14 protein-coding genes are annotated in these 13,077 nt (G+C 58.7%); 9 read left to right on the forward strand and 5 right to left on the reverse strand.

From position 1 onward, the window contains the following. Window positions 1-221: 221 nt before the first annotated feature. Entirely contained in the window at window positions 222-485 is a 264-nt protein-coding gene (locus tag GO499_RS06255; protein ID WP_161861395.1) for a hypothetical protein, read from the forward strand. A gap of 224 nt (window positions 486-709) precedes the next feature. After that, the gene (locus tag GO499_RS06260; RefSeq protein ID WP_161861396.1) at window positions 710-1,621 is read left to right on the forward strand and encodes a Hint domain-containing protein; all 912 of its coding nucleotides are present in this window, start codon (window positions 710-712) and stop codon (window positions 1,619-1,621) included. Window positions 1,622-1,664: 43 nt separating this feature from the next. On the opposite strand, the gene GO499_RS06265 is transcribed toward GO499_RS06260, so the two are convergent. Together GO499_RS06265 and GO499_RS06270 are read right to left on the reverse strand one after the other, a co-directional pair. Then, on the reverse strand, window positions 1,665-2,111 hold the full coding sequence (locus GO499_RS06265) for a hypothetical protein (RefSeq protein ID WP_161861397.1): 447 nt from the start codon (window positions 2,109-2,111) through the stop codon (window positions 1,665-1,667). Beyond that, a complete protein-coding gene (locus GO499_RS06270; protein ID WP_161861398.1) occupies window positions 2,111-3,343 on the reverse strand; it encodes a hypothetical protein in 1,233 nt (410 codons plus the stop codon). Before GO499_RS06270 ends, GO499_RS06265 begins: the two co-directional genes overlap by 1 nt. 246 nt (window positions 3,344-3,589) lie before the next feature. Here GO499_RS06270 and GO499_RS06275 point away from each other — a divergent pair, with 246 nt between their 5' ends. The 6 genes from GO499_RS06275 to GO499_RS06300 all read left to right on the forward strand — a co-directional run bounded on the left by GO499_RS06275 (window position 3,590) and on the right by GO499_RS06300 (window position 8,585). Then, window positions 3,590-4,024, forward strand: a complete 435-nt coding sequence (locus tag GO499_RS06275; protein ID WP_161861399.1) for a paraquat-inducible protein A — start codon at window positions 3,590-3,592, stop codon at window positions 4,022-4,024. After that, entirely contained in the window at window positions 4,021-4,335 is a 315-nt protein-coding gene (locus GO499_RS06280) for a hypothetical protein (RefSeq protein WP_161861400.1), read from the forward strand. Before GO499_RS06275 ends, GO499_RS06280 begins: the two co-directional genes overlap by 4 nt. Window positions 4,336-4,344: 9 nt before the next feature. Beyond that, window positions 4,345-5,712: a DNA repair protein RadA gene (gene radA / locus GO499_RS06285; RefSeq protein WP_161861401.1), complete on the forward strand. Its 1,368-nt coding sequence runs from the start codon at window positions 4,345-4,347 to the stop codon at window positions 5,710-5,712. A gap of 22 nt (window positions 5,713-5,734) precedes the next feature. Further along, the gene (locus GO499_RS06290) at window positions 5,735-6,361 is read left to right on the forward strand and encodes a CvpA family protein (protein WP_161861402.1); all 627 of its coding nucleotides are present in this window, start codon (window positions 5,735-5,737) and stop codon (window positions 6,359-6,361) included. Between the two features lie 91 nt (window positions 6,362-6,452). Further along, complete coding sequence (gene purF, locus GO499_RS06295) at window positions 6,453-7,922, forward strand: amidophosphoribosyltransferase (protein WP_161861403.1); 1,470 nt, start codon at window positions 6,453-6,455, stop codon at window positions 7,920-7,922. A 3-nt stretch (window positions 7,923-7,925) separates the two neighbouring features. Further along, window positions 7,926-8,585, forward strand: coding sequence for an SDR family NAD(P)-dependent oxidoreductase (locus GO499_RS06300; RefSeq protein WP_161861404.1), 660 nt, complete (start codon window positions 7,926-7,928; stop codon window positions 8,583-8,585). A gap of 53 nt (window positions 8,586-8,638) precedes the next feature. Here the strand turns inward: GO499_RS06300 and GO499_RS06305 are convergent, their stop codons facing one another. Further along, window positions 8,639-9,277 (reverse strand): biotin transporter BioY, encoded by a 639-nt coding sequence (locus GO499_RS06305; RefSeq protein WP_161861405.1) that lies wholly within the window; start codon window positions 9,275-9,277, stop codon window positions 8,639-8,641. 56 nt (window positions 9,278-9,333) lie between these two features. Next, the gene (locus tag GO499_RS19665) at window positions 9,334-9,744 is read right to left on the reverse strand and encodes a DUF6314 family protein (RefSeq protein WP_284154911.1); all 411 of its coding nucleotides are present in this window, start codon (window positions 9,742-9,744) and stop codon (window positions 9,334-9,336) included. 52 nt (window positions 9,745-9,796) lie between these two features. On the opposite strand from GO499_RS19665, the gene purB reads away from it, so the two are divergent. Continuing rightward, the gene (purB, locus tag GO499_RS06310) at window positions 9,797-11,104 is read left to right on the forward strand and encodes an adenylosuccinate lyase (protein WP_161863855.1); all 1,308 of its coding nucleotides are present in this window, start codon (window positions 9,797-9,799) and stop codon (window positions 11,102-11,104) included. On the opposite strand, the gene GO499_RS06315 is transcribed toward purB, so the two are convergent. Further along, entirely contained in the window at window positions 11,080-13,056 is a 1,977-nt protein-coding gene (locus tag GO499_RS06315; protein ID WP_161861406.1) for a bifunctional lysylphosphatidylglycerol flippase/synthetase MprF, read from the reverse strand. The two genes, purB and GO499_RS06315, sit on opposite strands and share 25 nt — an antisense overlap. Window positions 13,057-13,077 lie beyond the last annotated feature (21 nt).

The following is a 13,077-nucleotide window of genomic DNA, read 5'->3' on the forward strand; positions in this document are numbered from 1 at the left end:
CCCTTGCGCCGCAGTGGTCGCGGCCTTCCCGACCGTTTGGCAAACGCCCCCACTCGATCGCATCTATTGAATACTTCACCTCGCACAGGCGTGAAACCCCTTAAAATCAAAGGTTAAAAAAATTAACTATTTTTTGGCATCGGGTGAAACTTCCCGCACAGCCGCTGCGTGTATGGTCCATGGGCGGCAGTTGCCGTGCCCCTGAAGACACCGGAGCCAGCATGAAGATCCCCCTTCTGACGATCGCCGTTTCCCTGCTTGCAGGCGTATCTCCCGCGATTACTGCTGACACCGCTGCGCTTCATCCGTCGGGCACACGACTTCAGTCGCCCGGATTTGTTCAGGTCACGAAGATGTCCCGGGGGGGAATGAATCTTCGTGCGTCGGCTCACGCCGGCGGGACGGGAAGTTCCGGCTCTTATACACGGCCGAATCCCGACAGCCTGGGCGAATCCAATCAGGTGGGTATCCCGGGCGAAGTGTGACCCCAAGTAACAGGTTCGCGTTTAACGGGAAACCACCAGGCCCCGCTCGCTCCATCGGGCGGGGCCACATTCCACTCTCTGCATTCAAATTAAGCAAAAGAGCCTGAAAATTAACAATTTTCTGTAAATGCGGTTGAACTTTTGCCGCAATTGCGGGATACGAATCCCGAAATGTAAGCCTAACCAGTGCACCGTAGTGCCTTTACCGAGTGAGAGCGTAGCGAATGCCCAACAGATATATGACGATTGATGGTTCTGGTTCGCAGGACTATTTCACGACGTTCATCGACAACACCTCCGATGACATCTTCCTCACCATCACCGAAGGCGCAGCAGCGCTCGAGCCGGCAGAGCCCGAGAATTACTCCATCGTGGGTGATTTCTTCGATGGCGGCGCCGTAGACACGTTCAACGTCTCCCTGCCCGAGGGCTGGTCGATGGTGAACACCTACACCAACATGATCAGCGAAGGCATCGGCAACTACTATTTCGATGTTCTCGATCAGTATGGCTCCACACTCTTCACGATGAAGATCAGCGGTTCCATGGGCAGCGTCACCAACGTCTGCTTCACCCGCGGTGCGATGGTCGCGACGCCGAAAGGCCCCGTCGCCATCGAGGCACTCGAAGCCGGTGACATGGTCCTCACACGCGACAACGGCGCCCAGCCCATCCGCTGGATCGGGTCGTCCCGCGTCAGCAAGGAAACGCTTGCCCAGTTCCCGGATCTGCGTCCCGTCCGCATCGCCGCCGGTGCGCTTGGCGACAATGCCGAAACCCGCGTTTCGCCGCAGCACCGGATGCTCGTATCCGGCTGGCGCGCTGAAGCCCTGTTCGGAGAGCCCGAAATGCTGGCCACCGCCCGCAGCCTGATCAACGACAGCTCCATCATGGTCGATGGCGAGATCGCGGAAGTCGAGTACTTCCACATCCTCTTCGACAAACATGAGATCATCTCCGCCGATGGCGCATGGTCCGAGAGCTTCCACCCCGCGGCCCTTGGTCTCGGCACTGCTTCCGAAGCGACGCGCGATGAAGTTCTCGTGCTCTTCCCGGAACTGGAAAACGCCGAATCGCATCCCAAGGCTGCACGTCCGACACTGACGGACAACGACGTCGCCGTTCTGGCCGGCTGAAGCCTGTTGATAGCGTCACGCGCCGTTACTGGCGCGTGACGCCCTACTCTTTCGCGATATCCTTGCGCAGTTCCGCCAGATCTACGCCGAACAGCCTTTCCGCGATCAACCCCATCATCGCCCCAAGCGCCACCTCCGTCGCCGCCAGCGTCATCCGCAGGCTTGCCAGATCCTCGGCCACGCCGAACGGATAGGCCAGCAACGTGTAGATGATGAAGCCGACGAAACAGGCGGGCACCAGCAGTACAATCGCCGCGAAGGCACCATTGCTCTTCGCCCGGCTTTTCCGCCGGCTCTCCGAATCCAGTACATGGCGCAGCGCCGCCAGTGCGAACAGCCCGGTCAGTGGCGACAGGATCAGTGCCAGTTCCAGCTTCTCCGCCGCTGTTCCCAGATAGGCGTGCATCCGGGTGAAGATCAGCCCCATCGCGATCAGGTGCCCGAAGATCAGGATCATCGCCACCGCATCGCGTACCACCTGCTTGCGCATCATTCCGCTCCCGCTGCCTGTGCGATCCGGGTGGCCAGCAACCGTTGCCAGTCCAGCATCCGGCTGCCGTCCTCGGTCAGTGCCGGCCCGAATGGCCCGCTGTTGATCAGATCCCGCGATGCGTCGCCCCAACTGATTGCCGTCGCACCGTCCTCGTACATCCGCATCACACTGCCGGAACGGATCAACCCTTCAGGTATCTCGTCCATGCTCTCCGGCCCCCTGATTTCCACCACGTCATTCAGCGTGATCGTGATCGTTTCGAACAGGTTGGCGTTGAATCCCATTTGCAGCCCGATGCTCAGGGTAATGTCAGCCTGATACCAGAAGCCCTTGCCCAGCGTGATGCCCATGTCCGGACCGTACCCCAGCACCGACAGCGCAAAGATATGCCCCGGCCCCTCAATCCGCAGCCCGCTCATCCGCACTGTGTCGGCGAACACCTGCTGCCGCAGCATCCTGTCCAGCCGCTGCGCCAGGGCGCGCGAGTCCGGATTTGCCGGGTCAAGGAACGTACCCAACGGAAACTCGCCCACCAACATCGGCCCCGTCCCGGCGCCGACGGCATCCCAGCCGGCACATATACTGCCGCCAAGCGCATTGATCTCCTGCACTGCTGCCAACTCCATTCCCGGCCCGACATCCAGCAGCGCGCCGCAATCCGAGTTACAGTTCAGCAGGCCTTCGGGGCCCTCCACATAGTCTCCCCAGCCATTCTGCCAGCGCCTTTCGGTCACCAGCCCCACCAGCCGGGTGGCATCCTTTTTGTCGTAGCGGACGTAAACGCCCCCACTCACCATCGTGCTTTCGCCGTTGCCGAACCTGCACTGCGGATAACGCGCATCGTAGAACATCGTGCCGTCGAACGTCCCCTCCGCCACCACGCGGTCTCCCTCCAGCAGATCCACCTCCGCTTGCGTCAGGCGCAAATGCCCGATCTTCATCAGATCCAGCCGCACCTGCCAGCTACGTCCGCCGTCGCTCGGAAAGGAAAATTCGAACGGCGCATCGCCGGAAAAACCCGCCTTGCCCGCTTCCGTCCGCAAGGTCTTCGTCTTGCAGTTGATGTCCATGCTGAAAACCCGGTCCGGATCACCCTCACCAAGACCGGGCAGGAACCCGTAGATCGTGTCATATTCATCGTCGTGCGGACAGAAACTCTCGGCCCAACCGCTGCCCGGCAGCAGCAGTCCCAGCGTCACGGTCATTGCGGCCCAAACCGCCCCGGTCATGTGCATCGGCCATCCCCCTCTGGCTTCGCTCACTCACGGGAAGTCTGGCCCGGCTCCGGCAATCGGGCAACCCCGCGGTTCTGGCCGCCCGTGCGCATCGTCACGCCACCGGCCAACAAATTTTGATCAGATGATCAAAAAGGTCGGGCAACATTCCGATCCACCTCTGAAATGCGGTTTTCCGTTGCAACCACCCATACCAAACCCATACCAAACCCATACCAAATCCATATTCGCAGAGAGCCCATGCAGCTCACCCTCAAGCTCGCCAACCTCGCCCTTCTGATCGCCTTTCCGGTCAGCTGGTTTCTGCCGCTCACCAAGGCCGGTTTGCTGCCCTATTTCGACCTCGACTCCATCTCCATCGTCACGGGCATCCAAGTCCTGTGGGAGGAAGACAAGGCGCTGGCCCTCTTGACAGCCCTGTTCGCAATGGTTGCCCCGATCATGAAAACGGCAATGTTATCAATGGTTCAGTTTAACCTCTTGAAGCGACGCGCCATGCCACTGATCGAGGTTACCGGCAAACTGGCAATGGCCGATGTCTTCCTCATCGCCCTCTATATCGTCATCGTCAAAGGCGTTGGCGTCGGCCGGGTAGAAACCGCTTGGGGTCTCTATGTCTTCACCGCATTGGTCCTGTTGTCCATGCTGATAGCTTATCTCAGTAAACCAAGATGAACCCGTTCCTCCTCCTTGCCGGCATCGTGGTAGGCGCAGGCGTTTTCGCCGCAACCCTTTGGTCTGCAACACAAATCTATCGGGAAACCGGTGCGTTGCGTCAGGCTCACGCCGCCTGTTTCCTCCTCACGCTCCTCGCGATGGCCGCTCTCCAGTTCCTCTGGCAAACCCCCTCCCGCATCCTTGGCGGCCTGCTGATCGCTGCCGCTCTCTGGGCCTTCTGGAGTGAAGCAGGTTGGAACCGATTGCTGCCTGTGTTCCACATCCTCTTCGGTGCCGCCCTCGTTGCATCGCTACCGTTCAGCGGCTAAAGGACTGAAATGGCAAAGAATTCCCAATTCGTCTGTAATGCCTGCGGTGCCGTGCATTCCAAATGGTCGGGCCGCTGCGACGCCTGCGGGGCATGGAACACCATCACCGAGGAAACGGTGTCCACTGGCCCGAAGGGCAAGAGCCTCGGGCCGGCCAAGGGGCGTTCCATCCCCCTGTCGAACCTCTCCACGCAGGACGCCCCCCTCCAACGCACCCACTCAGGCCTCGAAGAACTGGATCGCGTCCTCGGTGGCGGCCTCGTCCCTTCCTCCGCCATTCTTGTCGGCGGCGATCCCGGGATCGGCAAGTCCACTTTGCTGTTACAGGCCGCCGCCGCCTTTGCCCGCAGGGGCGCTAAGGCGCTCTACGTCACTGGAGAGGAAGCGGCGGCACAGGTGCGAATGCGCGGCCAAAGACTTGGCCTTGCCGACGCTCCACTGCTTCTGGCGGCCGAGACCAACCTGCGCAACATACTGACAACACTGGACAATGAGCGGCCGACCGTCGCGATTATCGATTCCATTCAAACCATGTGGTCCGATCACGTGGAAAGTGCACCCGGCTCCGTCAGCCAAGTCCGCGCCTGTGCGCACGAACTCACCAGCTTCGCCAAGCGCAAGGGCATTTCAGTGGTGCTCGTCGGCCACGTCACCAAGGAGGGTCAGATCGCCGGCCCCCGCGTTGTCGAGCATATGGTCGACACCGTGCTCTATTTTGAAGGTGAGCGTGGCCACCATTTCCGCATACTCCGCGCGGTCAAGAATCGCTTTGGCCCGGCCGACGAGATCGGTGTCTTCGAGATGACCGGCAGCGGCCTGAAGGAAGTTGCCAATCCCTCAGCCCTCTTCCTGTCCGAACGGGATCATCCGGCCCCCGGTTCGGTGGTTTTCGCTGGCATCGAAGGGACGCGCCCATTACTGATGGAAATTCAAGCGCTTGTCGCACCTTCTTCCCTCGCCTCCCCCCGCCGCACGGTCGTCGGCTGGGACAGCGCCCGCCTGTCAATGATCCTCGCAGTGCTGGAGGCCCGCGCCGGCCTCGGGTTTGGCGCAATGGATGTCTACCTGAACATCGCCGGTGGCCTGCGCATTTCGGAACCTGCCGCGGATCTGGCCGTTGCTGCCGCCATCCTGTCTTCCCGCCAGGATCATGCCATCGCCCCCGATACCGTGGTTTTCGGCGAGATCAGCCTCTCCGGCGCCCTCCGTCCCGTCACACAGGCAGATGCACGCCTGCGTGAGGCGGCAAAGCTTGGCTTTTCTGCGGCTTTCGGGCCACAGGGCTTGAAAACCTTGGAGCAGAATTCTCTGCAACTGCATACGTTTATGGACTTAAATGCCTTTATTCAGTCCGTATTTGGTGCCATAGAGACGTGAAAAGTGACTTGGAGCGAGGTCGATGGAAGGTTTTACGGTAATTGATGGCGGCGCCCTGTTCGTGCTCGTGGTGTCGGCGTTGCTGGCCTATTCTCGCGGATTCGTGCGCGAGGTCCTGTCGATCATCGGGTGGGTAGCGGCGGCCGTCGTTGCCTTTATTTTCGCTCCCGACGTCGTACCCCTTGTCTACGAGATCCCGTATCTCGACCAGATCATCGAGACGTCCTGCGTTCTCGCGACAATGGCGGCATTCGGTATCGTTTTTGTCGGCGCCTTGATCGTCGTATCGATCTTTACGCCCTTGATTTCCGGTGCAATTCAAAATTCGGCCATCGGCCCACTCGATCAGGGGCTCGGCTTCTTGTTTGGCCTTGCACGCGGCGCCCTTCTCATCATCCTGGTTCTTATTCTCTATGATCAGTTCATTGCCGGCAGCGGCGAAGTGCCAATGATTGAAAACAGCAAGACACGCGAAATTCTTGCCGATGCGCAGGCTAATATTGCCAACCAGCTACCGGAGGATGCTCGCGGCTGGATCAATGATCGCTATGCCCAGCTCACTGGCGATTGCGAACCGCCGCAGCAGCCTGTCGAAGCGGAAACTCCTGCTGAAATTCCCGCCGATGGTGAAGACACGACCGGCAATTGATCGGTGACAAGCGCGTGACACTGCCCGCTCACTTCCTTATATGGGGGGTGAGCCCTCCTCCCCATTCGCGCCCTGATCAGGATTCTAAGCCATGACCGAAACACCCAGGTTTCTGAGTGATCCCTTCGACGATGACAAGTTGAAGGAGGAATGCGGAATCTTCGGGATCACCGGTGTCGCGGAAGCCGCCAACTTTGTTGCGCTCGGTCTTCACGCGCTCCAGCATCGCGGTCAGGAGGCTGGCGGCATAGTTTCATATGACCCGGAGGCAGGTTTCCAGTCCGCCCGCCGCTTCGGCTATGTTCGGGACAATTTCACCAAAGCTAGCCTGATGGAAACCCTGCCCGGTGCGCTCTCTATTGGGCACGTTCGCTACTCGACGTCCGGAAGCAAGGGCAATACCGCCATCCGCGATGTTCAGCCGCTCTTCGCCGAGTTTGCCATGGGTGGGTGCGCGATTGCCCATAATGGCAACCTGACCAATGCGGAGCAGTTGAAGGCGGAACTGATCGAGCGTGGATCCATCTTCCAGTCGTCTTCCGACACCGAATGCATCATCCACCTCATGGCAAGGTCGATCCAGAGCAACATTCCGGAGCGGATCAAGGACGCCCTCCGCCGGGTTGAAGGCGCTTTCTCACTTGTTGCCATGACCCGTTCCAAGCTGATCGGCGTTCGCGATCCACGCGGCGTGCGCCCGTTGATGCTGGCGAAGATCGGCGATGGCTATGCCCTGGCGTCCGAAACGTGCGCCTTCGACATTATCGGGGCCGAATTCATGCGTGAGATCGAACCGGGAGAGATGGTTATCATCACGCCTGACGGGATCGAGAGTTTTTATCCGTTCGAAAAGACCCAGTCCCGCTTCTGTATCTTCGAACATGTCTATTTCTCACGACCCGACAGCGTTATATCGGGCCGTTCAGTGTACGAGACGCGTCGACAGATCGGTATGGAATTGGCGCGCGAAGCCCCGGTGGATGCGGATCTCGTGTGTCCGGTCCCAGACAGTGGAACACCCGCGGCAATCGGCTTCAGCCAGGAGTCGGGCATCCCCTATGCAATGGGCATCATTCGCAACTCCTACATGGGCCGCACATTCATCGAACCGACGGAGCACATCCGCAACATGGGCGTGCGCCTGAAGCTCAACGTCAATCGCGCGATCATCAAGGACAAACGTGTGATCCTAGTCGATGACAGCGTCGTCAGGGGCACCACAAGCCGGAAAATCAAGGAGATGATCCTCGACGCAGGTGCGAAGGAAGTTCACTTCCGGATAGCATCACCGCCGACAATGTGGCCCTGTTTTTATGGCGTCGACACGCCGGCACGAGAGCAGTTGTTGGCTTCGACGATGAGCGAAGAAGAAATGCGGGTTCATCTCGGAGTAGCAAGTCTGAAATTTGTATCTCTGGACGGTCTCTACCGGGCGTGTGGTGAGGATAACGGGCGTAACGTTCTCGACCCGCAATATTGCGATGCTTGCTTTTCTGGTGAATACCCCGTCCGGCCGTCCGATATGATCGAACGCGGCTTCCAGATGCGGAAATCGGCCTGAACCATGACTGAACTGCAAGGCAGAATCGCGCTTGTCACGGGCGCGTCACGAGGGCTTGGTTACGCCACCGCGATGGAACTGGCTCGAGGTGGCGCTCATATCATCGCCGTTGCCCGCACTGTCGGCGGGTTGGAGGATCTGGCCGACTCGGTCGATTCCGCAGGTGGTTCTTCCACTTTGGTTCCGCTGGACATTACTGACGATGGAGGTGTGCAAAGAATGTGCCTGGCCATTCACGAGCGCTGGGGCGGCTGCGACTTTTGGGTTCACACTGCAATACAGGACAGCCCGCTTTCATCGGCGGCCTCAATTGCACCCAAGGATCTGGACAAGGCAGTTGCAGCCAATGTTACCGCTGCATCGCGACTGATCCGAATGGTCACCCCACTGCTGGTCGCAAAAGGTGGGACGGCGGTCTACTGCCGCGACGATAATGCCGTGGGCAAATTTTCGGGCTCCTACGGGGCAACGAAAGCCGCGCAGACATCGCTGTTCGAGAGTTGGTCCGCTGAAACAAGCCAGACCGGACCACGTGTTGTCAGCTTCAGTCCGAACCCGATGCCAACTGCGCTGAGAGCCCGATTTTATCCAGGAGAGAACCCCGCATTACTGTCACCGGCATCCGACGAAGCAAAAAGGCTCCTCGCGACCGTTATGGTCTGAGAGGAGCCCTTCGCAGTTCAGGCAGTCACCGTCGAGACGAGGACCGTCAGCGTTCAGGTGCGGGCAGAACCGACAAGCTTCCACACCATCGGGAAGATCAGTGCGGCGATGCCGAGCTTGATCGCATCACCGATCAGATAAGGTGTCACACCCCAAGCCATCGTCTGCGCCCAATGGGAAGAATAGGCTGTCTGATCGAACAGACCTTCAGTGGCGATAAATCCGTGAAGCCACGGCACTCCGATCAGGTAGACGATAACGTTGCCAATCAGCATCGCTCCAGCCATGCGAAGCACCGAACGATCCCAGCCGGCGCGTGCCGCAAGGCCAAGCGCGAGCGTGGCAACAGCGTAGCCGATAAGGTAGCCGCCAGAACCGGCCATTATGTACTCCAGGCCGTTGAATTCCGCTGTAGAACTGGCGAAGACGTTGAAACCAAGGGCACCGATGGCAAGATAGCTCAGGATCGTTGCCAAGCCGAGGCGCGGGCCATAGGCAGCGCCTAGGCTGAGAACCGATAGTGTCGCCAGAGAGATAGGTACCGGCGAGGGATACACTGGCACGGTGATCTTGGCTGTGGTGGCGAGAATGATGACACCAGCCACGAGCAGCGTTACTCGTTTGACCCAGAGCATCGCGCCCTCGGAAGGTCCGAAGGCTTCTTGTAGAACCATGTCCTTGGCGTATGTCATTTCTGCTTCCCCGAAAAATTCTGTTACCAATTTTCTGACACGAAACGCAGTGCCCTTCAAGGTCGACAATACTCACTCGATATCGTGTAGCTCTTTCGTGGGCCACAGACGCAATATCCGACGCTCCAGCGCGGCCAGTCGCTGAAACGATAGGCAACGTGGTAGCGGTCGGGAGAACAGTCATGGCGTGCGATGGGTGCCACCCAAGAGAACTCATGGAAGGGCCGACCATCGTCGAAACTGACCGCTACGCCGTTCGGACGAGCGTCGAAGAGGTATTGCCGGCTTGCCTGGAACTGTCCGCCCGAATGGCTGAGAGTGCCCGTTTCCCGGTAGAGCCAGTTGGCGCCAGCTCTAGTAAACGTGGCGCTACCTTCGAAAGTCGCGTGTTGACCAGCGAATGCGTCGCGAACGCGTCGGCGCAACCGCCATGACCCGTGGAGGTCCGTGATGCTTGTAACCTTCATGTCGCTCGCTTATCAGACCGGGGCAAACCTGTTCCAGCCCGAAGGATGCCGCATGATCCCCCGTTATTCACGCCCCGAGATGGTTTCGATTTGGTCGCCCGAGACGAAATTCCGCATCTGGTATGAAATCGAGGCGCATGCCTGCGACGCCCAGGCGGAACTGGGCGTGATCCCGAAAGAAAGCGCGGAGGCTGTCTGGAAGGCGAAGGATGCCACGTTCGACGTGGCGCGGATCGACGAAATCGAGGCTGTGACCAAGCATGATGTCATCGCCTTTCTCACGCATCTGGGAGAAATCATTGGGCCGGAGGAAGCCCGTTTCGTCCATCAGGGCATGACATCTTCGGACGTGCTGGACACATGCTTCAATGTCCAGTTGGTACGGGCCGCTGATCTGTTGCTTGCCGACATGGACGCTTTGCTGGAGGCGTTGAAGACACGTGCATTCGAGCACAAGGAAACCGTCTGCATCGGCCGCAGCCACGGCATCCACGCCGAGCCAGTGACCTTCGGGCTGAAGATGGCGCAGGCCTACGCAGAGATGGATCGCAACCGCAATCGATTGCTGGCGGCTCGAGAGGAGATCGCTACCTGTGCGATCTCCGGTGCCGTTGGCACTTTTGCCAACATTGACCCCGCCGTTGAAGTGCATGTCGCCGCCAAACTTGGGCTGAAACCGGAACCCGTATCCACACAAGTGATTCCGCGTGACCGGCACGCGATGTTTTTCGCCGTTCTGGGCGTCATTGCCTCTTCGATAGAGCGTATCGCAGTTGAGATACGACACCTTCAGCGAACGGAAGTTCTGGAGGTCGAGGAATACTTCTCACCTGGCCAGAAAGGCTCTTCGGCCATGCCGCACAAACGCAATCCCGTGCTGACGGAAAACCTGACAGGGCTGGCAAGACTGGTGCGCATGGCTGTCGTTCCGGCAATGGAGAATGTGGCGCTGTGGCATGAGCGGGACATTTCCCACTCATCCGTGGAACGCAATATTGGTCCGGATGCCACTGTGACATTGGATTTCGCTTTGGCACGATTGACCTCGGTCATCGCAAAGCTTGTTGTCTATCCCGACAACATGATGCGCAATCTCGATCAGTTTAAAGGGCTGGTGCACTCCCAGCGAGTGTTGCTGGCGTTGACCCAGAAAGGCGTAAGTCGAGAGGATGCCTACCGGTTGGTCCAGCGGAACGCTATGAAGGTTTGGGAACATGGGGCCGACTTCATGGAAGAACTGAAGACCGACACGGAGGTGATGGCCGTGATGACTGAAGCGGAAATCGACGAAAAATTTGACCTCGGCTACCACACGAAGAATGTCGACGCGATTTTTCAGCGTGTGTTTGGCAAATCGTAAGCGGGATCGTTCACCAATCGGTATATCTCCAAAGCGGCGGTTACCGGCACGCCGGAATGTGGAACGGCCAAGTGCAGCGGTTCCCATTCGGGGCGGAACATTTCTTTGAATCGCCACAGCCCCTTGAGGCCGTTGCGATCAGAAAGTTGTCGCCAGCAGATAGCAATGATACGTTCGGCTAAGGAGTTGGGTGGTTGGTTGTTTGCGAATTGAACGGAACACAGCGAAAACCGGTATGCCCCATGTTCCTTCGCGTGATTGATCGCAAACACGATCATCTGCTGCATTGTGCCGCTTGGGGCCCCCCGCCCCGTCTGCATCAGATCAATCGACCACTCCTTGCCGTCGCCGGACTGCCACAGGGATAAAAAGCCTATGACGCGTCCCTCGTCTCGTGCGATGACCAACGGGAAATTTTCGATATAGTCAGGTGCAAAGCGGCCCAGAGAAAAACCCTTCACTGGTGCTTGCTTGGCTGCCTGCCACATAGCATTGATGTGCGATAGTTCATCAAAGGGGGCTCCACCGGCAGGGCAGAACTCCACTGTCACACCGGCCTTCTCTGCCTGACGAACCTTGCGGCGTAATTCGCGCATTCGTGAACCATCAAGCGAAAATGTGCCGGGATCGACAACGGCTTCCTGGCCTGTGACATGTATGCGGCAGCCTGCCCGGCGAAACTTCTGTGCGGCCCCCGCAGATAGCTTGTAGGCCGCGGGCATGCGCATTTCGCTTCGGGCACCATGCAGGAACTCCTGAATCACTCTCGGCCATGCTGCGGCCTCGCCAAAAGGATCGGACAGGGCTACGCGGGCATTGCCGCTATCGCGATAGAGAATTGCAGCAGTGCCACACGTGGAACGGAATACCTGTTTATCGCCCTGATGATAAAGGTTGGCATCGGCACGGACGCTCTCTGCCAACAAATCGATAACAGTCATTTGACGGGTTGCCCGCAGACGATCCGGCCGCACGCTCACGCTTGTCTCGTGATCGGCAAGAAAAGCCAAACCGAAAACGAAGGGAATTCCGTAGAAGATAACGCGATACAGGATCAATGCGGCGATAATATTTTCTGCGGGGACATCCGGCCACGCGACAAGGCAGGCAAACTCCAGCACGCCCAGCCCACCCGGAGTGTTGGAGATCAGGGCAAGGGCCAGAGCGACGGCGTATATCGGTAGAAGATGCCAGAAATCAGGAGACACATCTGCCGGAAGCAGAATCCAGAGCGCCGCGGCCGCCGGAATGACGTCTAGCAGTGCGAGGACAGTGAGACGAACCAGCGGTTGGAAACGCGGCAATGCTACCCGACGTCCCGCGATACGGAGTGTCGGTTGAAGATAGCTGAGTGCAAAAACCAGCAACCCAACAGAGAACACTCCCGCGCAGAGAAACTTTATATTGGTGTCCGTCAACCCGGTCATTTCGGTGAAGTCGGTACCGCCGAACAGTAAGCTCGCGGAGGTGACCATCAGCAACGTGAAGAAAAATGCGGCCGAAACGACGGCGGTGATCATTCCTGCTGTGGCAGCAGAATAACCTTCGTGGCGATAGAAGCGCCAGCGAACGGCGCTGCCAATGATGACACCAAAGCCCATCGTCTGGCCCAAAGATGTGGCAACAAATCCTGCACGCCACGTGGTGGGTTCAGGAATCTTAAGGGCGAGGGTCCGCACGGCGACGACGTCATATCTTGCCATGGCCAGATAGCTCATCGCTGTGAGAGCCAAGGCCGCAAGCACGTAGGAGGACGGAACGGCTTCCACGGCAAGGCGGACAGCGTTCCAATCTAGTTCGCGAAGGTCTTCTGCAAGCGCGGTATAGATGAACGCGGCGATAGCGGCGAGCAGCAGACCACGCGGTAGAAAACGCACAAAATTTGGCAAGCGTCTGGCGGTCAAAGACCACTGCGCATTAGTCAACCAGCGTCCAATCGAAACTTCACTCACAGCACTTACCCATCTTGTGTC

The organism is Algicella marina (genome assembly GCF_009931615.1).
GTDB lineage: Bacteria > Pseudomonadota > Alphaproteobacteria > Rhodobacterales > Rhodobacteraceae > Algicella > Algicella marina.